The organism is Pseudonocardia sp. D17 (assembly GCF_036984265.1).
GTDB lineage: Bacteria > Actinomycetota > Actinomycetes > Mycobacteriales > Pseudonocardiaceae > Pseudonocardia > Pseudonocardia benzenivorans.
Genome location: NZ_BPRG01000107.1, coordinates 1 through 22414 on the forward strand (window position 1 = coordinate 1; position 22414 = coordinate 22414).

Genomic DNA, 22414 nt, shown 5'->3' on the forward strand with positions numbered 1-22414 from the left:
CGCCCCCGCCGCCGTGCGTGTAGCCGGCCTGCGGGTCGCGCCGGCCGATCCAGAGCTGCAGCTGCTGTCCGTGGTGGACATCGAGCTGGGCGATGACCTGGCCGGCGCCACCGCCCTCGCCGCCGTCCGGGTCGTGCCCGCGCGGTGTTCCGCCCTGGGACCCGGTGACGATCGCGGTGAGCCGGGAGATGCCCGGCGGGACGGTCACCGTGGGCAGCTCGCCCGATCCGGTGTAGGTGCAGCTCGTGGACGACGCGAGATCGCACGGCGCGGACGTCTGCGCCGCGGACGTCACGGGCAGGGGCACCGGAAGGGTTGCGGCGGACGCGGTGGGCGCCTCCAGCCCGGCCGCCGCCAGGATCACCGACGCGGTCACGACGGCCACTCGAAGCGCTGCGCTCATCGCCCGACTCCGCTCGGCTTGTGAACGCGCCCCCGGCACGCTTGGCGGAACGATAGGGCGTTGCCGCCGGTGGGAGCACTCGCGTTCACACCAACGAGTGGCGGGTCCATGGCTGCCATCCGGGTGCCCGGGCTCGCCGGCTCCACCACCCCGAGGGGACCTTCGGATGCTCGTCAGGCTTCGGCGACCAGGACGACCCCCGGACCGATCTCCCCCTCGGCGGGGAGCCGGAGCTCGGCTTTCGGCGTCAGGCCCGTCTGCTCGATCAGGGCGAGCAGCTGGTCGGGCTGCCAGAGGTGGGTCGTCCAGCGCACCGCGACGCCGCCGTAGGCCTCGGTGCGCTGGACGTCGCCGTCGCCGACGTGCGTCGCGACGATCAGCTGACCGCCGGGCACGAGCGCTCTCGCGAAGGCCGACAGGACCTGGGGGAGGACGTCGCGGGGGAGGTTGAACAGCGACCACCAGCCCAACAGGCCGCCCCACGACGCCTCGGCGAGGTCGAGGTCGGTGGCCGAGCCGACGCCGAACGTGCACTCCGGGTGCAACCGGCGCGCGTGCTCGATCATGCGGGGGGACAGATCGACCCCTGAGACGTCGAGGCCGCGTTCGGCCAGGTAGGCGGTGATCGTGCCCGGTCCGCACCCGACGTCGAGCACCGGACCCAGACCTCGGACCGCGTCGGCGAAGACGTCCATCGCGGCGCGCAGCCACGGCTGGTGGCGGATGTCGCCGAGGCTCGTCGTCGCGATCATGTCCACGTAGTTGTCCGCCACCCGGTCGTAGGAGTCGCGGACGACGTCGAGATCGGCAGGCTGTGTCAGGGAGGGCACGGGGACAGGGGTATCACCCGGGCCCGACGGTTCCGCCGCCCCGCGCCCGCAGCGTCAGCACGGTGATCTCCGGCGGCGACCCCACGCGCACGGGCGGGCCCCAGAACCCGACGCCGCGCGTCACGTAGAGCCAGGTGCGTCCGACGCGGGTGAGCCCGGCGAGAACGGGCTGGTCGATCAACGCGACGGTCGTCAGCGGCCAGAGCTGGCCGCCGTGGGTGTGCCCGGAGATCTGCAGGTCGACGTCGGCGCGCGCGGCCTGGTCGACCATGACGGGCTGGTGGGTCAGCAGCACGACGGGCTCGTCGGGGCCGCGGCCGGCGAGCGCGGCGTCGAGGTCGAACCCGTGCCCCGGGACGTCGAAGCGGGCGGCCGTGCGGTCGTCGCAGCCCGCGATGTGCAGGACGGCGCCGCCGCGGCGGACGGTGACGCGTTCGTTGCGCAGCACCCGGACGCCGAGCGTCGGCAGGTGCTCCACCCATTGCGCCGCACCGGAGTAGTACTCGTGGTTGCCGGTGACGAAGTAGGCAGGAGCCTGCAGGTCGCGCAACGGCTCGGCGTAGGGGCCGAGCGTCGCGACGTCGCCGTCGACGAGGTCTCCGACGATCGCGACGGCGTCGGGCGCGGCGGCGTTGATCGTCGCGACGAACCCCGCGAGATCGGCGCGGCCGACCAGCGGCCCGAGATGGACGTCGCTGATCGCGGCGATGGTGAACCCGTCGAAGGCGGGGTCGAGGCGGTCGAGCAGCAGTTCACGCCGTTCGGTGCGGACCCGGCGGGCGGCGACGGCCCCGTAGGTCACCGTCCCGAGCGCGACGACGGCCGCCGTCCCCGCGAGCACCCGGGAGAGGAAGCGGCGTCGTTCCGGGTCGGGGGCGCGGCCCGCGGCGCGCAGCCCGAGCCGGACCAGCTCGCCGACGACCAGCACACACGTCGCGTAGAGGACGACGGCGAGCCACAGGTAGCCGGCCGTGTGCAGCGGCCGCGCGGCGCCGGGGTCGAGCGCACGCTGGGTGGTGAACGCGGCCGCGACGGCGAGGCCGAGCAGCACGATCACCGTCGCTCCGATGCGCCGGGCCCGCCTGCCGTCGAACACGTCGTGCACGGCGCGCCGGTACAGGTACACGTGCGTCACGACGACCAGGAGCAACGTGAGCACGGCGAACACCGGATGATCCTCGCGTATCCACCACGTTGCGGCGAGCTCGACGGGTCGGGCCTACGCTCGCCGGACATGACGACCGTCGCGTTGCTCGGCACCGGGATCATGGGCGCGGGCATGGGCCACAACATGCTCGCCGCCGGCCTCGACCTGCGGGTGTGGAACCGCACCGCAGCGAAGACGAAGCGGCTGGAGGACGAGGGCGCGCAGGCCTTTGCCGAACCGGCCGACGCGGTGCGGGGCGCCGACGTCGTCGTCACGATGCTGGGCGACGCCGACGACGTCCGGGCGGTCATGGACCGGGCAGCCCCCGGCCTCGCCGAGGGGCAGGTCTGGGCGCAGATGACGACGGTCGGCGTCGAGCCCGTCGGGACGCTCGCCGAGTTCGCCCGCGAGCACGGCCTGGTGTTCCTCGACGCGCCCGTCCTCGGCACCCGTGCGCCCGCGGAGAGCGGCCAGCTGCAGGTGTTCGCGGCCGGACCGGCGTCGGCCCGCGAGGCGATCACGCCGGTGTTCGACGCCGTCGGCAGGCAGACCGTCTGGCTCGGCGACGACGGGGCGCAGGCGGCGGCCAGCCGGTTCAAGCTCGTCGCCAACAGCTGGGTGCTCGCGATCACGGCCGCCACCGGCGAGACGCTGGGACTGGCGAAAGGGCTGGGTGTCGACCCGCAGACGTTCCTCGACGCCATCGAGGGCGGCCCGCTCGACCTGCCCTACCTGCGGGCCAAGGCCAAGGCGATCCTCGACGACGACTGGACGCCCAGCTTCTCGGCGGCCAACGCGGCCAAGGACGCGGGGCTGATCGTGGACGCCGCGACCGCCGTCGGTATCCGGCTCGACGTCGCCGCCGCCACCCGCGACCGGCTGCTGCGGGCCTGCGACCTCGGGCACGCCGACGACGACATGGCCGTCGCGTACCTGGCCGGGTTCCCGGACGGCCACCCCACCAGCGATTCCGACGAGTAGCGCACAGACGCCTCTCAGGCGCCTCTCAGAAGTCCGGTTCAGACTGGTCTCATGCGAATCCTCGTCGTGGACGACGACCGGGCCGTCCGTGAGTCACTGCGGCGCTCGCTCGCGTTCAACGGCTACACCGTCGAGCTCGCGGGCGACGGCCAGGCCGCCCTCGACGCGCTCCAGGCCTCGCGCCCCGACGCGATGGTCCTCGACGTGATGATGCCGCGGCTCGACGGCCTCGAGGTCTGCCGACGGATGCGTGCCGCGGGCGACGAGCTGCCGATCCTCGTCCTCACCGCCCGCGACGCGGTGTCCGACCGGGTGGCCGGGCTCGACGCCGGCGCCGACGACTACCTGCCGAAGCCGTTCGCGCTGGAGGAGCTGCTGGCGCGGCTGCGGGCGTTGCTGCGCAGGCGCACGCCCGACGAGATCGCGGCGGCCGCCGCGGGTGCGAGCAAACCGCTGGAGTTCGCCGACCTGTCGCTGGACCCCGACACCCGTGACGTCCGCCGCGGCGACCGGCCGATCAGCCTGACCCGCACCGAGTTCTCGCTGCTGGAGCTGCTCCTCGCGCACCCACGCCGGGTGCTGACCCGCGCGCAGATCCTCGAGCAGGTCTGGGGCTACGACTTCCCGACCACCGGCAACGCGCTCGAGGTCTACATCGGCTACCTGCGTCGCAAGACGGAGGCGGGCGGCGAGCCCCGGCTCATCCACACCGTCCGCGGGGTCGGCTACGTGCTGCGCGAGTCGCCGCCGTGAGCCGCGCCGGGGTCGCCGACCGCGTCGCCCCGGCCACCAGGAAAACTGCGTCGGTGCGCACCCGGCTGCCTGCGCTCGAACGCATCTCGCTGCGCGCGCGCATCGGGATCCTCGCGGCGCTCGTCGCCGCGGCGGCGGTCGTCCTGGTGTCGGTCGCGGCGTTCCTCATCGTGCGCGCCAACATCCTCGCGACGCTCGACGACAACCTCCTGCAGCGGGCGTCGGCCGCGGCGCAGAGCGAGCTGGCCGACCCCGCGTCGCTCGCGGGCATCCCGCCCGAGGTGCTCGGCGCCGCCGACATCCGGATCGCGCTCCTGCAGACGGGCGGGGCGGGCATCCCCAAGGCCCTCTCGGCCGAGGGACCCGCGTCGGCGCCGCCGTTGGGGGACGACGAGATCGCCGTCGCGCGCGGCGAGGATCCCTACTCCGTGCGGACCGCCGACTCGCCCGACGGCGCCTACCGCGTCGTCGCCGTGCAGGCCGGGCAGGGTCGCGCGCTGGTCATCGGGCAACGTCTCGCCCCGACCCAGGAGGTCCTCACCAAGCTCGGCATCGCGCTGCCGATCATCGGCGCGCTCGGCGTCGGGGTGGCCGCGGCGGCCGGCGTCGCCGTCGGGCGTGCGGGCATGCGGCCGGTCCAGCGGCTCACGAACGCGACCGAACGCATCGCCGCGACCGGCGAGCTCGACCCCATCCCCGTCAGCGGGTCCGACGAGCTCGCCCGCCTCACCCACAGCTTCAACGAGATGCTCGGCGCGCTGGCGGCGTCGCAGGAGCAACAGCGCCGACTGGTCGCCGACGCCGGGCACGAGCTGCGGACACCCCTGACCTCGTTGCGCACCAACCTCGAGCTGCTGGCGGCGGCCGACCAGCCGGGCGCGCCGCTCCTCCCGGAGTCCGACCGCGTCGAGATACTCGACGACGTGCGCGCCCAGGTCGCCGAGCTGTCCCAGCTGGTCGGCGACCTCGTGGAGCTCGCCCGCGACGACCCTCCGCGCGTGATGGCCGAGCCGGTCGAGCTGACCGACGTCGTCGAACGGGCGCTGGAGCGCGCGCGGCGGCGGGCGGGGGACGTCGAGTTCGACGTCACGCTGGTGCCGTGGACGACGGTCGGCGACGCGACCGCCCTGGAACGCGCCGTGCTCAACCTGCTCGACAACGCCGCGAAGTGGAGCCCGCCCGGCGGCCACGTCCGGGTCGAGATGAAGCCGATCGACGACTGGACGGTCGTGCTGGAGGTCGCCGATCGCGGACCCGGTATCGCCGACGAGGACCTGCCGCACGTGTTCGACCGCTTCTACCGGGCCGACGGTGCCCGCACCATGCCCGGCTCCGGGTTGGGGCTGGCGATCGTCCGGCAGGCGGCCGGACGGCACGGGGGAGCGGTGTGGGCGGGGCGGGCGCCCGAGGGTGGCGCGTTGCTGGCCCTGCGGTTGCCCGGCAGGCGGCCGCCGGACTGAGCCGTGCAGTGCCGGTCTCGCGCTCGGCGGCGGGCGACCCGTCGCGGCGCGCGGGGCGTCGAGGGCTCATAGGCTGTCCCCAGGTTCGCGACACGGGGGCACCAACATGGCGAATGACGGGGCCGGGGCGTCCGGTCCGCACCGGGACGATCCTGCGGCCGGCCCGCAGGTGCCCGGGGACCCGACGCCGCCCGAGGGGACCCCTTCGGCCCCGGCCGGCCCTGCCGACGGCACGCACGCGCCCGCGCACGCCATGGGGGTGCCGCGGCCCGATCCCGATCCCGTGACGCCTCCGTCGGGGGCAGCGGTCGTGGGGCCGCCGGCCGGGGTCGCGGAGTCCGGCGTCCCGCCGGCCGGGGTCCCTGATCGAGGGAGCGCGTCAGGTTCGGCAGGTGCGGGGTCGTCGCCGGATGGTGCGACGACGGTCGAGCCGGACCCGGTCCCCCCGGGCGTGGGTGAGCCCGGTGCCGGGGTCGACCTGTTCGCCGAATCCGATGCCGCGGGAGTCACCGGAGCCGCGGCGGCCGTCGATCCGCACGCGTCCGGGGCGTCGTCGGCGGCGGACGCGGGCGTGAGCCGCTCGGAGCGGACCGGCCCGACGTCGCCCGTCGCGGCACCGGCCCAGCCGCCCGACGCCGCCCCCGGCCGTGCCGAGGCGCCGCAGCGACCATGGAACGCGCAGCCACCGGCGTCGCAGCCCGGGCCGTGGCCGACAGGTCCGGCACGGCCCGGGTCGTGGCCGACCGGTACCGCGCAGTCGGGGGCGTGGCCGTCGAGTTCGTCGCAACCCGTTGCGGCGCAACAGGGCGGTCGGCCCGACGACACCGTGCACCTGTCATCCGGACCCCGGCATGCCGGGCCGCAGCCGCCGTGGACCGCGGGCGACCAGAGCACGCGCACCCCGCCCGAGCCGGGCCGTCGACGCGGCGGGCTGATCGCGGGGCTCGTCGCGGCGCTCCTGGTCGCCGCCCTGCTGGGCGGGGGGGTCGGCGGCTGGGTCGGCTACCGGTTGGCCGACCGCGGGCAGCCGCCCGCGGCGTCGGGAAGCGTGCTCGACCAGCCACTGCCCGACGTCGACGCGAACCCCGCCGCCGCAGGTCCGGTCGAGGCGGTCGCCGACCGCGTCCTCCCGAGCACCGTCCAGCTGCGGGTCACCGGGGTACGGACGGAGGGCGAGGGCTCCGGCATGATCCTCAGCGCCGACGGGCTCATCCTCACCAACAACCACGTCGTCGCCGACGCGGCCAACGGCGGCACCGTCACCGCCGTCTTCCAGGACGGGCGCAGCGCGCCGGCGACGATCGTCGGCCGTGACCCCAGCTCCGACGTCGCGGTCGTCCGCGCGAGCAACGTCTCCGGACTCACGCCGATCGAGCTCGGCAACTCCGACGGCGTGCGGGTCGGCCAGCCGGTCGTCGCGTTCGGGTCGCCGCTCGGGCTCGGCGGCACTGTCACCACGGGCATCATCAGCGCACTCGACCGGGCCGTCGGCGTCGGCGGCGACGCGCTGTCGGGGTCCGACCCCACCGTCTTCAGCGCCCTGCAGACCGACGCGGCGATCAACCCCGGCAACTCCGGCGGCCCGCTCGTCGACATGCAGGGCCGGGTCATCGGCATCAACTCCGCGATCGCGACGACGGGCTCACAGGGTGGCTCGATCGGCGTCGGCTTCGCCATCCCGGTCAACTCCGCGAAGCGGATCGCGCAGGAGCTGGAGACGACGGGCCGCGCCACCCGCGCCGTCCTCGGCGTCGGGGTGGCCGACGACCAGACGATCACCGGCGCCCGCATTCAGAGCGTCGTGCCCGGTGGGCCCGCGGACGCGGCGGGGATCAGGCCGGGCGACGTCGTCGTGAAGTTCGGTCAGAAGCAGATCGTGACGGGTCTGGACCTGCAGGCACAGATCCGTTCCGCGGCGCCCGGCGCGGTGCTGCCGGTGCAGCTGAGCGACCGGACGGTGCAGGTCACGCTGGGTTCGGCGACCGGATGACCGACACCCGTACCGGCTCCCGGACCCTGCGCGCCGCCGGATCCGGGGCGCGCGGAGCGTCCCGCTACGGTGACCATATGGAGATGGCGCCACCCCAGATCGGCCGGGCCCTCGTCGTGATCGTCGACGACCGCGCGAGCCACGGCGAGCGGGAGGACGCGACGGGTCCGCTCGTCACCGAGCTGCTCGAGGAAGCGAACTTCGTCGTCGACGCGGTGGTGATCGTTCCCGGCGAGTCCGTCGCCATCCGCAACGCGCTCAACACCGCGGTGATCGGCGGCGTCGACCTCGTCGTGACCGTCGGCGGCACCGGCGTCTCGCCGCGCGACGTCACGGCCGACGCCACCGCCGGTGTGCTCGACCGTCCGATCCCGGGCATCGCCGAGGCCCTGCGTGCCTCCGGGCTCGCCGCCGGCGCCGTCGACGCGGGGTTGTCGCGCGGGCTGGTGGGCGTCTCGGGCAGCACACTCGTCGTGAACCTCGCGTCGTCGCGAGCCGCGGTGCGCGACGGCATGGCCACCCTCACCCCGCTGGTCACCCACGTCATCGCGCAGCTCTCGGACCTGGATCCCGACTAGGGGTCCGACGGATCGCCGTCGATGGGCTCGGTGATCCGGGCGGTTCGTGGCAGGGCGGAGCCGGGTCGGCGTACACGGTCGTGTTCGGGCCCGGCGGGGCCCGCCCAGTGGCTCGGCGACCCGCGTCGACCCGCGCGCCCGCAGCCACCTCGGCGCCCTACACCTCGCCGCCCTACACCTCGCCGCCCTACACCTCGCCGCCCTGCGCACCCGGCTTCCATGACCCGGCGGACACGTCCTGGAGGTCGATGACGACCTTCCCGTGCACGTGGCGGCCCGCCTGGAGCTCGACCGCGGCGCGGATCTGCTCGACCGGGAAGCGTGCGGCGATCGGCACCCGCAGGCGGCCCGCCGCAACCTGCCCGGCGATGTCGTCGAGGGCGCTGCGAGGAGCATTGGCGCCGTTCGCCGCCGTGATCCCGTCGATCCGGGTGGCGATGGTGGTGATGCGCTCGTCGGGCACGCCGAGCTCGCGTGCCGCGTGCGCCGTGTCCGTCCCGTGCAGGTCCATGGCCGCGGTGACGCCGGCGGGAGCCAGCGCTCGGACCCGCTCGACCAGGCCGTCGCCGTAGGCGACCGGCTCCGCCCCGAGGGCGCGCAGGGCATCGGCGGAGGTTGCCGACCCCGTCCCGATCACCCGCGCGCCGGCGAGGCGCGCGAGCTGGACGGCGAACACGCCGACCCCGCCTCCCGCGCCGCCGATGAGCACCGTGTCACCCGGACCCGGGTGGACCACGGCGAGAGCCGCGGCCGCCGTGCGGCCCGCGATGGCGAGGGTGGCAGCAGTGTGGTCGTCGACGCCGGCCGGGGTGCGGTGCGCCTCGCCGCCCACCGCGATGGGCCCCGCCTCGTCCACGACGACATAGTCGGCGACCGCGCGGGACAGGACGCCACCGAACACCCGGTCTCCGACCGCGAACTCGCTCACGCCGTCACCGACCTGGTCCACGATCCCGGCGTAGTCGGTGCCGAACCCGCACGGCAGGCTCAGGCCGAATCGCGCGGCGGTCTCCGCGTCGGAGGTCATGAACCAGTCCATCGGGTTCAGGCCGGCCGCGGTGACCCGCACGCGGATCTGTCCCGGACCGGGCTGCGGCACGGGTACCTCGCGGACGCTCAAGGCCTCCGGTCCGCCGAACGACTCGAACCGGACCGCCCGGCCCGTGGTCGTCGATGTGATGACGCTCGGTTCTTCCATGCTCCCTCGTCTCCGTAGCAGCGCGTGAAACGTCGACGGATCACGCTCGTCCCCGTGATCTCAACGTAGCGGAAGCGGATAGTCATCCGCTTTTGCTGCTGCAAGGACCCGGAGACCGTGCCCGGCAAACTGGCTGGCTCTCGAAACCGTGAGTGGCGATGGTCGCTCTAGCGACCATCGCCACTCACGAGGGTTTCGGCGCGGGTGGCGACCCCGGAGGTCACCGGGTGCGACCAGGGCAGCGGCTGTCGGGGTCGGCCGTCGGCCTCAGGGCCGGTCGGCTCCGGGGCTGCCCGCAGTCCTCGATCCCCGCGGTCGGGAGGCCGGCCGCTCGCCTGCACGGGACGGCCGGGCTCGACGAGGCCGGCCGCATGCGGCGTAGCGTCGTCGAACGCGGCTTCTGCCGATTCGACACCAGCGGCGCCCGGCAACCAGGCCTGCACGTCGGCTCGTCGCCCTGCTCGCCCGGCTTTGATGCTCCGTCCGACACTCCCCGTGGCGGCTGGTGGATCACCGTCGTGATCCGGGCCATTCCTTGCGAGGCGGAAGCGATCTCGCACAACGGACCCGAGTGTCTTCGGGCTCGGTGACGCCGTGCCGAGCGGCGCCCGAGCGCCGAGCCCCGCGGCGAGTGATCGGACCTCCCGGGTGACGATGTCGCGGCGACCCGAGCGCCGCCGCTCATCCCCGCCGGGCGAGCCCCCGATCAGGTCGTGGGGTCCGAGCCGGCGGGACGGTCGTCCGCCGACGACTTCGTCGCCGACGACGGGTCTGCGCCCGTGTTCGTCTGCGTGCTCCCGGCGGTGCCCGGCGTCGACACCGGACCCGTCGGCGCGGCAGGCTCGCTCGCCGCGGTTCCGGGTGTCGTCGTCGAGCCGGGCGTCGTCGAGCCGGCCGTCGCCGCGGTTCCGGGCGTTGGTGCGGGGCCGGGCGTCGATGCAGAGTCGGGCGTCGTTGCAGAGCCCCGGGTCGGCGCGGCTCCGGGCGGCGCGGTGTCCGCGTCCGCTGCGTCGGCAGCCCCCGCCGGGCCGCGCCGCGCCGCCGCGGCGGTGCGGTCGATGACGTCCCCGACGACGCTGCTCACCGAGTCGAGCTGGTCGTGGAAACGGCCGCCGGTGGCCTTGTCGACCTTCTGCTTGGCCTGGTCCAGGTACGGGCCGGCCTTCCTGCTCGCCTGGTCGAGATAGGGCGACGCCTTCTCCCGTGCCTGGTCGATGTAGGGCCCGGCCTTCCGCTTCGCGCTCTCGACGTGCGGCGCCGCCTTGCCCGCGGCTTCCTTCGCATACGGCGTGGCGCGCTCGATGACTTCCTCGACGATCTCGACAGCCTTGTCCAACAGTCCCATGTGGTCCCCCGATCCCTGGCCGGGCGCGACCGAGGCCCGGTCCGTCCATGGTGGCATCAGGAAGGCCGTTCCCGCAGGGCAGCGGCGTCGCGGGGCGTCGCGGTGGCACGATGGAGGCATGGCCGAGCTCTCCGAGCAGATGCGCCGCCGGATCGAGGAGATCTTCGGCGACGTTCTGCCCGCGACGACCCGTGACGAACGCGGGGAGGACGAGCCGCGTCGCGACGACGAGGGCGACGAGTGGCTGCGCGCCAACCGGCCGCCGCACCACGACCGCGACTGACCCGGATCCGGGTCGCGACTCGCGCGGATCCCGCTTGACGTCACGAGCGCGCCTGCCGGGGAGTCCCATCCGCGATCGGGCGGGTTGACCGGCACGAACGCCGTGGACGCGGCCGCGGGAATGCGAGGGGAGCCGGTCCATCGCAGCGGTATGCGCACACCCCGCTCACATGTCTGCTCGCCCGCTGCTCCGCGTGAACGCTGACGGCCGAGGAGAGCGCGACGCGCCCTGCTCGACGGTCGGGCGGCTGCTGGGTCGAGTCCACCGCGCGGGAGGCCCGGGCCGGCGCAACCTCACCGTCGTCGAGCGTGCCGAGGACAGCAGCCAGGTTGCGGCCGTCTGACGGGACGCAACCTCAGGGTCGTCGAGCGCGGCGAGGCGAGCACCCAGGTTGCGCTCGTCCGACGGGGCGCAACCTCACTGTCGTCGGGAGCGCCGAGGAGAGCAGCCTGATTGCGGCCGTCCGACGGGGGCAACCGCTGCAAGGTCCGGTCGCGGACTACGGCGGGTCGGCGTGTGCCGCGTGGAGCAGTGCGTCCGTGACGGCCGTGATGCCGGGGTGGAGGGGCCCCGGACGGCGGGCGAGGATCATCCGTCGGGACTCCTGCGGCTCGCCCCGCACCGCGACGACCCGCACGTCCGGTGGCAGCGCGGGCAGCGCCACCGGGGCGAGGGTGGTGATCGCAAGGTTCGCCGCCACCAGCCGGAGCTTGGCGTGCCAGTCCCGTACGACGTAGCGGACGTCCGGCCGCTCGGCCAGGCCGGGCCAGGCTCCGAGCATCGGCTCGGCGGCGTCCGACCGCGACGCCACCCAGACCTGACCCACCAGCTCTCCGACCTCGACCGCGCGCCGTCCCGCGAACGGGTGTCGTGGGCCGACACCGAGGACCAGCTCCTCCTCGCCGAGCAATGTCACCTCCAGGCCCGGCGACTCGGCGTCCGGCGGGCGGAACGGCGGGACCTGGGCGAGCACGGCGAGATCGAGCGTGCCGGCGCGCAGCGCACGCGTCAGCGACGGCGTGCTCCCCTCCCGCACCGTGACCAGGAGTGCGCGGGGCAATGCGGCCAACGCCCGGGGCAGCAGGCCGGCGACGGCGCTGCTGAAGGCCCCCAGCCGCACCGGCTCGGGCGTGGCCGGCGATCCCGTGAGCTCGCGCGCGGCCGCGTCGAGCTCGTCGAGGATCCGGACGGCACGGACGAGCAGGCGGTTGCCCTGCGGCGTCAGCGCGACCCCGTCGCTGCGGCGCTCGAACAATGCGCTGCCCGCGACGGACTCCAGGGCCGCGACCTGCCGGGACACGGCCGACTGGGAGTAGCCCAGCGTCCGCGCCGCCGCGCTGAACGACCCCGACTGCGCCACCTCCACGAGGACCCGCAGCCCGGTCGGGGAGAAGTCCGTGGGCATGCGTGAATGGTATGGCAGGTGTGCGTCATTCTCGCTTCCCGCATCACTGGTGCGGATCTAGCGTCGAGGTATGACGACAGGACGCATCGCGCTCGTGACGGGCGCCAACCAGGGCCTCGGCCGCGCACTCGTCGAGGGGCTGGCCGCCCGGATGGGGCCGCGGGACCGCATCCTGCTCACCGGGCGGGACCCCGAACGCGTCCGCGCCGCGGCTGCCTCCGTCGCCCGGGGTGACGCCACGGTCGAGGGCAGGGTGCTCGACGTGCGGGACGTCTCGGTGGTCGCCGGCCTGGCTGCCGAGCTCGGCGGGATCGACATCGTCGTGTCCAACGCCACGGCGCGGATGCGCCCCGAGGACGATCCGGCCGACGTGGTCGACGACGTCGTGAACACCAACGACGTCGCGACGGCCACGGTCCTGCGCGAGTTCGGTCCGCGCCTGCGGCCCGGTGGGCGGCTGATCGTCGTGGCGAGCGCGCTGGGCACCCTGGACAAGCTCGACGAGCGGGTCCGGCCCCGGTTCGCGGCCGCCGCCGACGCCGGGCTCGACGCGGTCGAGGAGCTCGTCGAGCAATGGCGGCTGGCCGTGCACGCCGGCCGGGCCGAGACCGAGGGCTTCGGGCGCTGGCTCAACATCCCGTCGAAGGTCGCCCAGGTTGCCGCGGTGCGTGCGGTCGCGCGAGGGCGCCGGACGGCTGATCTCGCCTCGAACCGGCTGGTCGCCGCGCTCTGCCCGGGGCTGATCGACACCGCGGCGTCCCGACCGTGGTTCGCCGACATGAGCCAGGCCCAGACCCCCGCCGAGGCGGCGAGGTGGCCGGTCGAGCTGGTGCTCGGTGACACCGCCGATCCCGCCTTCCACGGCGAGCTCGTGCAGTTCGGACGGGTGGTTCCGTGGACGACCGGAATCCCGGTGCCCCATCGCGCCGTCGCGTAGGCCCGCTCAGCTCCGGTCGGTGGGGGCGTGCTTGCCCGTCGGCGTGCCGTTCTGGGCGGCGAGCAGGTCGCGGATCTCGGCGAGCAGCTGGACGTCGGTCGGCTCGGCCGGGCCCGCCTCCTCGCCACGCTTGCGGCGCTCCTTGAGGCTCTTGAGCGGCAGCACGATGGCGAAGTAGACGACGGCGGCGACGATCAGGAAGTTGATCGCCGCGGTGATCACGGCTGCGAAGTCGATGTAGGTGCTCGGCTTGCCGGCGATCACCGTGATACCGAGGCCCGTCGCCGTCGGCGGCGTGATGGCGTTGAGCAGGGGTTGAATGATCTTGTCGGTGAACGACGAGACGATGACACCGAACGCGGCGCCGATGACGACTGCGACGGCCAGGTCGACCACGTTGCCGCGCAGGATGAAGTCCTTGAAACCTTTCAGCACGAGCTGCCCCCTTCAGATCATCCGGTTGACGGACGGAGGGTAATGGCGACCTGCTGGGTCAGCGACGCGGCGGCGAGCCGCGTCGCCTGGGCCGGGGGCAGCGCCACCAGGACGAGTCGCCCTTTGGCGGCGCCCGCCACCGGTCCGTTCTCGGCGGGCAGCACGGCCGTGACGGCCGCCGCGGAGGCGAGGACGACGGCCTCGTCGGCGGTGGCACCGGGCGTCACGACATCGACCAGGCTCCCGGGCGTCAGCAGCCCGGCGACCCCCGGATCGGCGAGCCGGACCGGGACGGAGACGGCGTCCGCCCGGCCGGTGGCCACCACGGCCAGCGCGGGACCGACGAGCCGCAGGTCGGTCAACGGCTCACCGGCCCGTGCGGGCCCCGCGAGGACGCGGCCCGTGACATCGGACGGCGCGGCCGCCACGCCGCCCGGGACGAGCCCTTGCGGCCAGGACCGGACGGCGACGTCGGCCGCGGCCAGCGTCGTTCCGGCCGGGAGATCGTGCACCGCGACGACCACGGGAACGCCGGGATCGGCCGCAGGCCGCAGCGCCAGCACCACGGCCGTGACCACGAGCGCACCCGCGATCACCCTGCGGGCCAGCACGGCTCGACGCCACCGGGTGGCGGGCAGCCGTGCGACGAGCGCCCGCCACGGCCGAGGCGGCGAGGCGGAGGGGGCGGGCATGGCGACCTCCCGTCGGGAACCAGAACGGTCCCGACGTTAGGTCGCGAGCACGTGCCGTCGAGCCGGGCGCGGCCGGCCTGTGGACAACTACGCCGCTTGTGGACAGCTCGTCAGGCTGCGGGGCTCGAGCCCGACGACGAGGACGACGACGAGGCACTGTTGGACCCGGACGTCTTGACCAGCTCCCCGTGCTTCGGCGGCTTGCCGGACACGGTCTGCGGGGTCGAGCCCGAGTCGGAGGAGGACGTGGAGGACGACGAGTCGGACTTGGACTCCGACGACGACGCTGCGACGCCGTTGCTGCTGCCGCGGCTGTCCGTGCGGTAGAAGCCGCTGCCCTTGAACACGATCCCGACCGAGGAGAAGACCTTGCGCAGCGGGCCACCGCACTCGGGGCAGACCGTCAACGAGTCGTCGGAGAAGGACTGCACGGCCTCGAACCGGTGGTCACAGGCGGTGCAGGCGTACTGGTAGGTCGGCAAGGGATCCTCCGGAGCTGGCACTCCCACACAGGGACTGCCAATTCTAACCCGGCGACGCGGCCCGCGGCTCGCAGCGTGGTCACGCCGGGAGCAGGGTCACGCCGGTCGCCGGGCGCAGCACGGCGCCGACGCGGACGTCGTGCGGTTCGGCGGGCACCACGTCGAGCAGCTCGTGGTCGTCGACGACGGCCGTGACCAGCGCGTCCGGAGCGGCCAGCGGCAGCGTCCGGTCGTAGTAGCCGCCACCCCGGCCGAGCCGGTGACCGCGACGGTCGACGGCGAGCGCCGGGACGAAGATCACCGCCGCCCTTGTGATACCTGACACACCGAGCCGGGGTCCGGTGGGTTCCTGCAGGCCGAGGGGCCCGTCGGTCACCGAGCACCGGCCCTCGTAACGGGCCCAGTCCAGGCTCCCGGGTTCCGGCGGGACGACAGGAAGGAGGACCACGTGCCCCGCGTCGCGCAACGCGTCGAGCATCGACGCCGAACCCGGCTCGCTGCCCACCGGGAGGTACGCGCACACCACGGCACGGCCTGCGGCCGCCGCCACGGCGCCTGCCGCCAGCCTCCGGTCGCGTTCGGCCCGCCGCTGCGGGGACACGGCGCGGCGCGCGGTCACGAGGGAGCGGCGCAGCTCGGCCTTCGCCGCATCCTGCGCCCGGGACTCGCCGCAGGCCGTCACGCGGCCAACCTACCGGCGCCGATAGGCTCGCCGACCATGAGCGAGTCCAGCGCGCGCCGGTCCTTCCGCTCCGCCGTGGTGCCCGCCGCCGGTCTGGGGACCCGGTTCCTGCCGACGACGAAGACCGTGCCCAAGGAGCTGCTGCCGGTCGTCGACACGCCGGGGATCGAGCTGGTCGCGGAGGAGGCCGCCCAGGCCGGGGCCGAGCGCCTGCTCATCGTCACCTCGCCGGGCAAGGACGCCGTCGCCGCGCACTTCGCGCCGCAACCCGCGCTGGAGGAGATGCTCAAGGAACGCGGCAAGGACGCGCTGCTGGCCAAGGTCCGGCGGGCGCCCGACCTGCTCGAGGTCGCCACCGTCACCCAGCACGAGCCCAAGGGCCTCGGGCACGCCGTCGGCTGCGTGGCCGACGTGCTGGACGACGACGAGGAGGCCGTCGCGGTCCTGCTCCCCGACGACCTCGTGCTCCCCACCGGCGTGCTCACCCGGATGGCGCAGGTCCGGGACCAGCACGGCGGGACCGTGCTGTGCGCCTTCGACATCCCCGGGCCCGAGATCTCGGCCTACGGCGTCTTCGACGTCGCCGACACCGCCGACGCCGACGTCAAGCGCGTGCACGGGATGGTCGAGAAGCCCCCCGCCGACGAGGCGCCCTCGACCTACGCAGCGGCCGGCCGGTACCTGCTCGACCGGGCGATCTTCGACGCGCTCGGTCGGATCACGCCGGGCGCGGGCGGCGAGCTGCAGCTCACCGACGCCGTCGCCCTGCTGATCGAGGAGGGGCACCCGGTGCACGTCGTCGTCCACCGCGGTGGCCGTCACGACCTCGGCAACCCGGGCGGCTACGTCAGGGCGTTCGTGGACTTCGCGCTGCAGCATCCCGACTACGGCGACGACCTGCGCAGCTGGCTCGCTGCGCGGCTGGAGGGTTAGGCGACGGTGCGGCCGGTCGACGAGCAGCTCGAGCGGGTACTCGCCGCGGCGGTCCGCCCGGCACCGGTGCGCGTTGCGATCAGTGACGCGCACGGGTTGCGATCGGCCGAGGCCGTCGTCGCGTCGCGCCCGCTGCCGGGTTTCGACCAGGCGGCCATCGACGGCTACGCGGTCCGCAGCGTGGACCTGTCCGGTGCGTCGGAGGCCGAACCGGTGTCGCTGCCGGTCGTGGGGGAGATCCCGGCGGGCTCGCGACAGCCGCTGCGGCTGCAGCCGGGCCAAGCGGTGCGCGTCGTGTCCGGCGCGCCGTTGCCGACGCTCGCCGACGCCGTGCTGCCCGCCGATCACACCGATGCCGGCACCGCGCGCATCTCGGTGCACCGGGGCGTCCCGTCGGCGGTGTTCGTGCGGCGCATCGGCGAGGACGTCCAGCCGGGCGACGTGGCCGTGGGGCGCGACCAGGTGATCGGGACCGCCCAGGTGGCGATGCTGGCCGCGGCCGGCCGCGACAAGGTGCTCGTCCACCCCCGGCCGCGGGTCTCGGTGCTGGCGGTCGGCGACGAGCTCGTCGACGTCTCGCGCGGCGCCGGGCCGGGGCAGGTGCCCGACGTCTGCACGCACGCGATCGCCGCCGCCGCTCGCGAGGCCGGCGCCGCCGTGTCCCGGCTGCGGCTGGTCAGGGCCGATGTCCGCGAGGTCCGCTCGGCGCTCGAGGACATGCTGCCGTTCAGCGAGGTACTGGTCGTCTGCGGTGCGGTTGCGGGCAGGCCGGGTGCGGAGCTGAAGTCGGCGTTCGACGGCATCGGCGAGATCGACGCCACCCGCGTCGCGATGCATCCGGGCTCGTCGCAGGGGTTCGGCGTGGTCGGCCGCGACGCGGTGCCGACGTTCCTGTTCCCGGCGCACCCGTCGACGGCGCTGCTGCTGTTCGAGGTGTTCGTGCGCCCGCTGATCCGGGTCGGGCTGGGTCTGCAGGACCCGCACAGGCGGGTGCTGTCGGCCCGGCTGACCTCACCGATCAGCTCCCGCAAGGGCCGCCGTGGCTACGTGCGCGGGCGGCTCCTGCGTGAGCAGGACACCGGCGACTATCTCGTCCAGCCCCTGGCGACGTCGGGCACCCACCTGCTCTCGTCGCTCGCCGACGCGAACGGCCTCGTCGTCGTCCCCGAGGACGTGTCCGACCTGACGGTCGACGAGCGGGTCTCGGTCGCGTTCCTCTCGGCGCGGCGCTGACGGGCGACGATGGCGCATGCAGGACCCGAGCGCCACGGCCGGCACCCGGGTTGGCCGGCGCGGCTCGGCGGCCTCCGGGTGGCGGCGGGTGCCGTCGAGCTGAGGCCGGTACGGCTGCGCGACGCCGGCACGTGGTCGGCCATCCGGCTGCGTGACGAGGAGCATCTCGCCCCGTGGGAGCCGACCGCGCCCGGGACGTGGGCGCAGCGGCACTCGGCCGCGGAATGGCCCGCGCGCTGGATGCTGCTGCGCTCGGCGGCCCGCCGGGGTGCGGCCCTACCGTTCGTGATCACCGTCGACGGGCGGCTGGTCGGGCAGGTCATGCTCGGCAACGTCGTGCGGGAGCCGTTGCTGTCGGCATACGTCGGCTACTGGTGCGACTCGACGGTCGGGAGCAAGGGCGTCACGACCGCCGCGGTCGCGCTCGCACTCGACCACTGCTTCGGTTCCGTGGGGCTGCACCGCGTCGAGGCGACGGTACGGCCGGAGAACGCGGCGAGCCTGCGGGTGCTGGCCAAGCTCGGGTTCCGGCACGAGGGGCTGTTCCGCCGCTACCTCGACGTCGACGGGGCGTGGCGCGACCATCTGTGCTTCGCGCTCACCGTCGAGGACGTCCCGGACGCGGGGATGGCGGCGATGCTCGTCGAGCGTGGGCTGGCCACGCCCGCGCAGGACTGAGCCGCTCACGGGCCGTCGTCGGGCCGGGCGCCGTGCCCGACCCTCTGAAACCACACGAGTCACTGCCGTCCCGGCCGAATCATGCGTAGATCTGGGTGGCCACGGCGCGTCGCTTCCGGGTTCCCACGATCGCGCTCGTTACCGTGACGCTCGGGCGCGATCTTGCTCGGGGGAGCGGGGCGTGTCCCACTGCGCCGATCGGGGGAGAGGAGCGGCCGTGCCGAGCTCGATGATCTTCGTGAGCCTGGTGGCGATATGGCTGCTGATCCTCGTCCCCGCCGTCGCGCGACGCAGGCAGGAGGTGGCGCGGCCGTCGGCTGCGGCCCTGTCGGGGCGGGTCATCGCGCGACCGGGTCACGAGCGTCGTAGCCAGGAGGTGGCACTGATGGATCGGACCGACGAGAGGACCGTCGCGACCGGGGTCGACGAGCCCCGGGACGCCGACGACGTGCGGACCGCGACCGCCGAGGCCGAGGTGCCGCAGGCGCGGGCGTCGGAGGACGCCCCGCGTGCCCACGAGGACGACGTCGACGACGAGTCCGACACGTACGACGCCGGCGCTCGCGACGAGGCGGACTCCTACGACCAGGCGGACTCCTACGGCGAGGCGGACTCCTACGGCGAGGCCGTCGAGGACGGCTGGGAGCGCCCCCCGGCCCGGTACCGCCCCGGCCGAGGCGGGTTCGATCCCGAGGCGGCCGCACTCGTCGCCCGGGCCAAGTACGCGGCCCGGCAGCGCATCGTCCTCGGCCTGCTGGGCGGCCTGCTGATCTCGGTGCTGCTGGCGCTGTTCGTCGCCTCGGGGCTGTGGTGGCTCACCGCGCTCATCGGGGCGAGCCTCGTCGGATACCTGATCTACCTGCGTCGTCAGGTCCGCCTCGAGGAGGCGATCCGCGCGCGTCGCGCAGCCCGCGCCGCCGGCACCCGCCGTCCGGCCGCGGCCGACGACCCCGCCCTCGACGAGTGGGCCGCCCGCGGCCGTGCCGTCGGGCGCCGGAACGAGGACGAGGACGCCGACGACCTCGACGGCGCCGGGACCGACCTCGACGCCGACGGCGGATGGGTCGACGCCGACCACGGCGCTCCCACCGGACCGGACGCCGACCGCGGGGACGGCGACCCCGACGACCGCCTCGACGACGAGGGGGGCGACGACCGGATCGAGGGACTGGACGACGACGGCGACCCGAGCCGGGTGAAGGGCGTCGGGGAGCCCGTCGGCGTGCTCCCGGCCAAGCGGCGCACCGTCGCGCCGGACGCCGACGACGAAGCCGAGCCCGAGACCGCCCTGCCGCGGCTCAAGCCGACCCCGCCACCGCCGCTGCCTGCGGGAACGAGCGTCGTCGAGCTCGACGAGGAGGAGCTCGAGCTGGGCGAGCTCGACCGCCGCGCCGGACCGGGATACCGGCGTGCGGTGGGCCAGTGAGGCCCTGCTAGGGTTTGTCACGTCCGCCGGAGACGGCGGTTCGGGGCTGTAGCGCAGTTGGTAGCGCGTCTCGTTCGCATCGAGAAGGTCAGGGGTTCGATTCCCCTCAGCTCCACTCTCCCTGCCGTGTTCGCGGGTTTCCCCGCTTCCATTCTTCGTTCCGCGTGTTTTCTGGCGGCGCAGCCCCCAGGCCCCGCCCGGCGGGGCTTCGCCCCCCGGACCCCCGCTGTGGTCGGCTCGGTTTCGGATCTTGTGTTCTTCGGTGGGTCCGGTTTCTGTTGCTCGGGTCTGTCCGGGCGGAGCTCGCAGGCCCCTCGGACCCCCGCTGTGGTCGGGTCGGTTTCGGACTTGTGTTGTTCGGTGGGCCGGTTTCGCTCGCTCGGGTCTGTCCGGGGGAGCCCGCAGCTCGATGAGCAGGGCTTCGGCTCACCGTGGTCGGCCTTGTGCGGATCTGTGTTCGCCTTGGGCCGGGCTTGCCGCCGCTCGTGCCGGGGGTTCGCGGCGTTGTCGTCGAGCGACGGGCCTTTGCTCAACCCTCCACAGTGGTCGTCTCAGCGTCGATCTTGTGTTCTCCGCGGGGTCCGCGTACACCCGCTCGGGTCGAATGTCGCGGGGCACCGGTCCTGTTCTTGTCCCGGGCGTCTGTCGGGCGGAGGCCGCAGGTCCCGCTCGGTTCGCCTCCGCGGGACCCTCGCCGTGGTCGGCTGATCCTGGACCCGGCCTTCTCCATGATCCGCCACTCACCGGGTCCCGGCTCCTCGTCCGGGGCCTGATCGGAATCGGCGCGTCGGCGCTGGACCCGTTGCCGCGCAGCACTTCGGACCCGGTACGGTCGGCCCGCGGCGTCGCGGGGGCGGCCGTGCGCATCCCGGGAGGTGGGTCCGGTCCGTCGGCGGTCGATGGTCTGCGCGATCTGCGCGTTGGTGACGGCGGCCCTCGCGGCCTTCGCGGCGGTCAACCCGTTCCACCTGCGTTGGGGCGGTCCGGCGACAGCGGTTCTCGTCGGACTGACGATCGCCCTGGTCACCGCGGCGGCGGCCGTCGTGCCGCGGCGGCGGGCCAACCGGATCGTCACCGCGGTGCTGGGCACGCTGGTACTCGTGGGGTGGTGCGCGGCGGCGATCGTCGGGCTGCGGTTCTCCGGCCCGCAGCGCGACGTGACCACGGTCGCGGCCGGGAACTACCGGCTGGTCGTGGTCGAGGGCCACGCGTTCGTCGACACCGTCTACTCCGTGCATCTGCGGCGCGGATCCGGTCCGCTGGAGCAGGACTCGTTGGTGTGGCAGGGCCTGGCCGAGGGCTCGCCGCCCGCGCAGGTGCGGTTCCATGGCGATCCGGCGGCCGACCAGCAGGTCGAGGTCGTCGCGGGGCCCGGTTGCGGCTACCGCTCCCGTTACGACTCCCTTACTCTCGCAGTGGATCCGGTACACAGACCGTTGCGACTCGACGGCTGCTGACCCCGTCGGGCTACCCCCCACGGGGGACGCCGGGCGGCAGCACCGACGCTGCGTCATCCGGCAGGATGATCTCGGCGAACGGGCACGACATGGACGGCGGGGTGTAGGTGACGGGCACCCTGGCCCCGCTGGACCGTCGCATCGTGGGGGCGTTGCAGGTCGACGGCCGTGCCTCCTGGGAGCGCATCGCCGCCGCGCTGGGTGAGCCCGAGGGCGTCGTCGCGCGGCACGGGTCGGAGCTGCTGGCCGACGGCGTCGTCCGCGTGACCGGCGCGCCGCCGCCGCCCCCCGGCGCGCTCGTCGCGCTGCGCTGCGAGCCGGGCAAGGAGCGGATCGGTGCGCTGGCACTGGCCAACCGTCGCGACACCCGGTTCGCCCACGTGCTGGCCGGCCCGTTCGGCTGCCTCGCCGAGATCGACTGCGAGCCCGGGAGGCTGCCCACCGTCGTGCTCGACGAGCTGCCGTTGCTGCCCGGCCTCGCGGGATCGACCGTGTGGACGGTGTTGCGCACGGTCCGCACCTCGGCGCAGTGGCGGCCGGGGCTGCTCACCGAGGCCGAGCACGAGGCACTCGTCGACGTCGATCCACCCCCGGAGTACGCGCCGTTCGGCGAGACGAAGGACGTCAACCGGCTCGATGCGCTGCTGCTCGCGGCCCTGTCCCACGACGGCCGCCGCGACGTCGACGAGCTCGCCGGTGTGACGGGCCTGTCGGCCTCGGCGGTGCGCAGGCGGGTGGAGCGGCTGCGCCGGGAGGGCGGGCTGCGGCTGCGCGTCGTGGTCGACCCGGCGCTGCTGGGGTTCGCGGTCCGGGCGATCGTGTCGGTGCGCTGCGCCCCGCGCGACGTCGAGGCCGTCGCGACGGCGCTGTGCCGGGAGCCGTCGGTGCGCTATGCGGGCGCCGTGTCGGGCGACAGGCAGCTGGTCGCCGAGGTCGCGCTCCCGACGGTCGACGCCCTGCACGACCTGCTCACCTCCGCGGCCTGGCTGGAGCGGGTGACGTCGGCGGAGTCGTGGCTGGTCGTCGGCACCCTGAAACGCGACGGGCTGTTCACCCTCCCCGCGGAGCACTGAGTCGCGTGGGCGG

Annotated in this window: 24 protein-coding genes and 1 tRNA gene; 15 read left to right on the plus strand and 10 right to left on the minus strand. The window is 74.4% G+C overall.

All coding sequences use genetic code 11. The features are described from left to right. The 3 genes from PSD17_RS17455 to PSD17_RS17465 all read right to left on the minus strand — a co-directional run. The coding region (locus PSD17_RS17455) for a hypothetical protein (RefSeq protein ID WP_339123543.1) at positions 1-403 on the minus strand (403 nt) is incomplete at its 3' end. Positions 404-576: 173 nt separating this feature from the next. After that, positions 577-1233 carry a class I SAM-dependent DNA methyltransferase gene (locus PSD17_RS17460; RefSeq protein WP_103384380.1) on the minus strand — a complete coding sequence of 219 codons (657 nt, stop codon included), beginning with the start codon at positions 1231-1233 and terminating at the stop codon, positions 577-579. A gap of 13 nt (positions 1234-1246) precedes the next feature. Next, positions 1247-2401: a metallophosphoesterase gene (locus tag PSD17_RS17465; protein WP_339123545.1), complete on the minus strand. Its 1155-nt coding sequence runs from the start codon at positions 2399-2401 to the stop codon at positions 1247-1249. Between the two features lie 66 nt (positions 2402-2467). Here PSD17_RS17465 and PSD17_RS17470 point away from each other — a divergent pair, with 66 nt between their 5' ends. The 5 genes from PSD17_RS17470 to PSD17_RS17490 all read left to right on the plus strand — a co-directional run bounded on the left by PSD17_RS17470 (position 2468) and on the right by PSD17_RS17490 (position 8142). Then, positions 2468-3361, plus strand: coding sequence for an NAD(P)-dependent oxidoreductase (locus tag PSD17_RS17470; protein ID WP_339123547.1), 894 nt, complete (start codon positions 2468-2470; stop codon positions 3359-3361). A gap of 51 nt (positions 3362-3412) precedes the next feature. Continuing rightward, a complete protein-coding gene (locus PSD17_RS17475) occupies positions 3413-4114 on the plus strand; it encodes a response regulator transcription factor (RefSeq protein WP_013672983.1) in 702 nt (233 codons plus the stop codon). Between the two features lie 53 nt (positions 4115-4167). Continuing rightward, positions 4168-5574: a HAMP domain-containing sensor histidine kinase gene (locus PSD17_RS17480; protein ID WP_103384383.1), complete on the plus strand. Its 1407-nt coding sequence runs from the start codon at positions 4168-4170 to the stop codon at positions 5572-5574. Positions 5575-6400: 826 nt separating this feature from the next. Continuing rightward, positions 6401-7564, plus strand: a complete 1164-nt coding sequence (locus tag PSD17_RS17485) for a S1C family serine protease (protein ID WP_339123549.1) — start codon at positions 6401-6403, stop codon at positions 7562-7564. A gap of 83 nt (positions 7565-7647) precedes the next feature. Beyond that, positions 7648-8142 (plus strand): MogA/MoaB family molybdenum cofactor biosynthesis protein, encoded by a 495-nt coding sequence (locus PSD17_RS17490; RefSeq protein ID WP_373866048.1) that lies wholly within the window; start codon positions 7648-7650, stop codon positions 8140-8142. 187 nt (positions 8143-8329) lie between these two features. On the opposite strand, the gene PSD17_RS17495 is transcribed toward PSD17_RS17490, so the two are convergent. Then, positions 8330-9340: an NADP-dependent oxidoreductase gene (locus tag PSD17_RS17495; RefSeq protein ID WP_339123554.1), complete on the minus strand. Its 1011-nt coding sequence runs from the start codon at positions 9338-9340 to the stop codon at positions 8330-8332. 706 nt (positions 9341-10046) lie between these two features. Then, complete coding sequence (locus PSD17_RS17500) at positions 10047-10685, minus strand: Rv0909 family putative TA system antitoxin (RefSeq protein ID WP_339123556.1); 639 nt, start codon at positions 10683-10685, stop codon at positions 10047-10049. A 118-nt stretch (positions 10686-10803) separates the two neighbouring features. On the opposite strand from PSD17_RS17500, the gene PSD17_RS17505 reads away from it, so the two are divergent. After that, complete coding sequence (locus tag PSD17_RS17505) at positions 10804-10968, plus strand: hypothetical protein (protein WP_013672989.1); 165 nt, start codon at positions 10804-10806, stop codon at positions 10966-10968. Positions 10969-11161: 193 nt separating this feature from the next. Beyond that, positions 11162-11311: a hypothetical protein gene (locus tag PSD17_RS17510; RefSeq protein WP_339123558.1), complete on the plus strand. Its 150-nt coding sequence runs from the start codon at positions 11162-11164 to the stop codon at positions 11309-11311. A 156-nt stretch (positions 11312-11467) separates the two neighbouring features. Here the strand turns inward: PSD17_RS17510 and PSD17_RS17515 are convergent, their stop codons facing one another. After that, positions 11468-12373, minus strand: coding sequence for a LysR family transcriptional regulator (locus PSD17_RS17515; protein WP_339123560.1), 906 nt, complete (start codon positions 12371-12373; stop codon positions 11468-11470). Positions 12374-12443: 70 nt separating this feature from the next. On the opposite strand from PSD17_RS17515, the gene PSD17_RS17520 reads away from it, so the two are divergent. After that, complete coding sequence (locus tag PSD17_RS17520; RefSeq protein ID WP_339123562.1) at positions 12444-13310, plus strand: SDR family NAD(P)-dependent oxidoreductase; 867 nt, start codon at positions 12444-12446, stop codon at positions 13308-13310. A 6-nt stretch (positions 13311-13316) separates the two neighbouring features. Here the strand turns inward: PSD17_RS17520 and mscL are convergent, their stop codons facing one another. From mscL to PSD17_RS17540, 4 genes are all read right to left on the minus strand, one after another. Beyond that, positions 13317-13745 (minus strand): large-conductance mechanosensitive channel protein MscL, encoded by a 429-nt coding sequence (mscL, locus tag PSD17_RS17525; protein WP_013672992.1) that lies wholly within the window; start codon positions 13743-13745, stop codon positions 13317-13319. Positions 13746-13762: 17 nt separating this feature from the next. After that, positions 13763-14437, minus strand: a complete 675-nt coding sequence (cpaB, locus tag PSD17_RS17530) for a Flp pilus assembly protein CpaB (RefSeq protein WP_013672993.1) — start codon at positions 14435-14437, stop codon at positions 13763-13765. A 110-nt stretch (positions 14438-14547) separates the two neighbouring features. Further along, positions 14548-14919, minus strand: coding sequence for an FmdB family zinc ribbon protein (locus PSD17_RS17535; RefSeq protein WP_339123564.1), 372 nt, complete (start codon positions 14917-14919; stop codon positions 14548-14550). A 79-nt stretch (positions 14920-14998) separates the two neighbouring features. Then, complete coding sequence (locus PSD17_RS17540; protein WP_013672995.1) at positions 14999-15601, minus strand: 5-formyltetrahydrofolate cyclo-ligase; 603 nt, start codon at positions 15599-15601, stop codon at positions 14999-15001. A gap of 36 nt (positions 15602-15637) precedes the next feature. On the opposite strand from PSD17_RS17540, the gene PSD17_RS17545 reads away from it, so the two are divergent. The 7 genes from PSD17_RS17545 to PSD17_RS17575 all read left to right on the plus strand — a co-directional run bounded on the left by PSD17_RS17545 (position 15638) and on the right by PSD17_RS17575 (position 22401). Then, complete coding sequence (locus PSD17_RS17545; RefSeq protein ID WP_013672996.1) at positions 15638-16534, plus strand: UTP--glucose-1-phosphate uridylyltransferase; 897 nt, start codon at positions 15638-15640, stop codon at positions 16532-16534. Between the two features lie 6 nt (positions 16535-16540). Then, positions 16541-17767 (plus strand): molybdotransferase-like divisome protein Glp, encoded by a 1227-nt coding sequence (gene glp / locus PSD17_RS17550; protein WP_103383338.1) that lies wholly within the window; start codon positions 16541-16543, stop codon positions 17765-17767. A gap of 9 nt (positions 17768-17776) precedes the next feature. After that, the gene (locus PSD17_RS17555) at positions 17777-18445 is read left to right on the plus strand and encodes a GNAT family N-acetyltransferase (RefSeq protein WP_339123568.1); all 669 of its coding nucleotides are present in this window, start codon (positions 17777-17779) and stop codon (positions 18443-18445) included. 217 nt (positions 18446-18662) lie between these two features. Next, entirely contained in the window at positions 18663-19871 is a 1209-nt protein-coding gene (sepX, locus tag PSD17_RS17560; RefSeq protein WP_339123570.1) for a divisome protein SepX/GlpR, read from the plus strand. A 42-nt stretch (positions 19872-19913) separates the two neighbouring features. Further along, a tRNA-Ala gene (locus PSD17_RS17565) sits at positions 19914-19986 on the plus strand. 760 nt (positions 19987-20746) lie between these two features. Beyond that, positions 20747-21328, plus strand: coding sequence for a hypothetical protein (locus PSD17_RS17570; protein WP_339123572.1), 582 nt, complete (start codon positions 20747-20749; stop codon positions 21326-21328). Positions 21329-21435: 107 nt separating this feature from the next. Continuing rightward, entirely contained in the window at positions 21436-22401 is a 966-nt protein-coding gene (locus tag PSD17_RS17575) for an Lrp/AsnC family transcriptional regulator (protein WP_339123574.1), read from the plus strand. Positions 22402-22414: the final 13 nt, after the last annotated feature.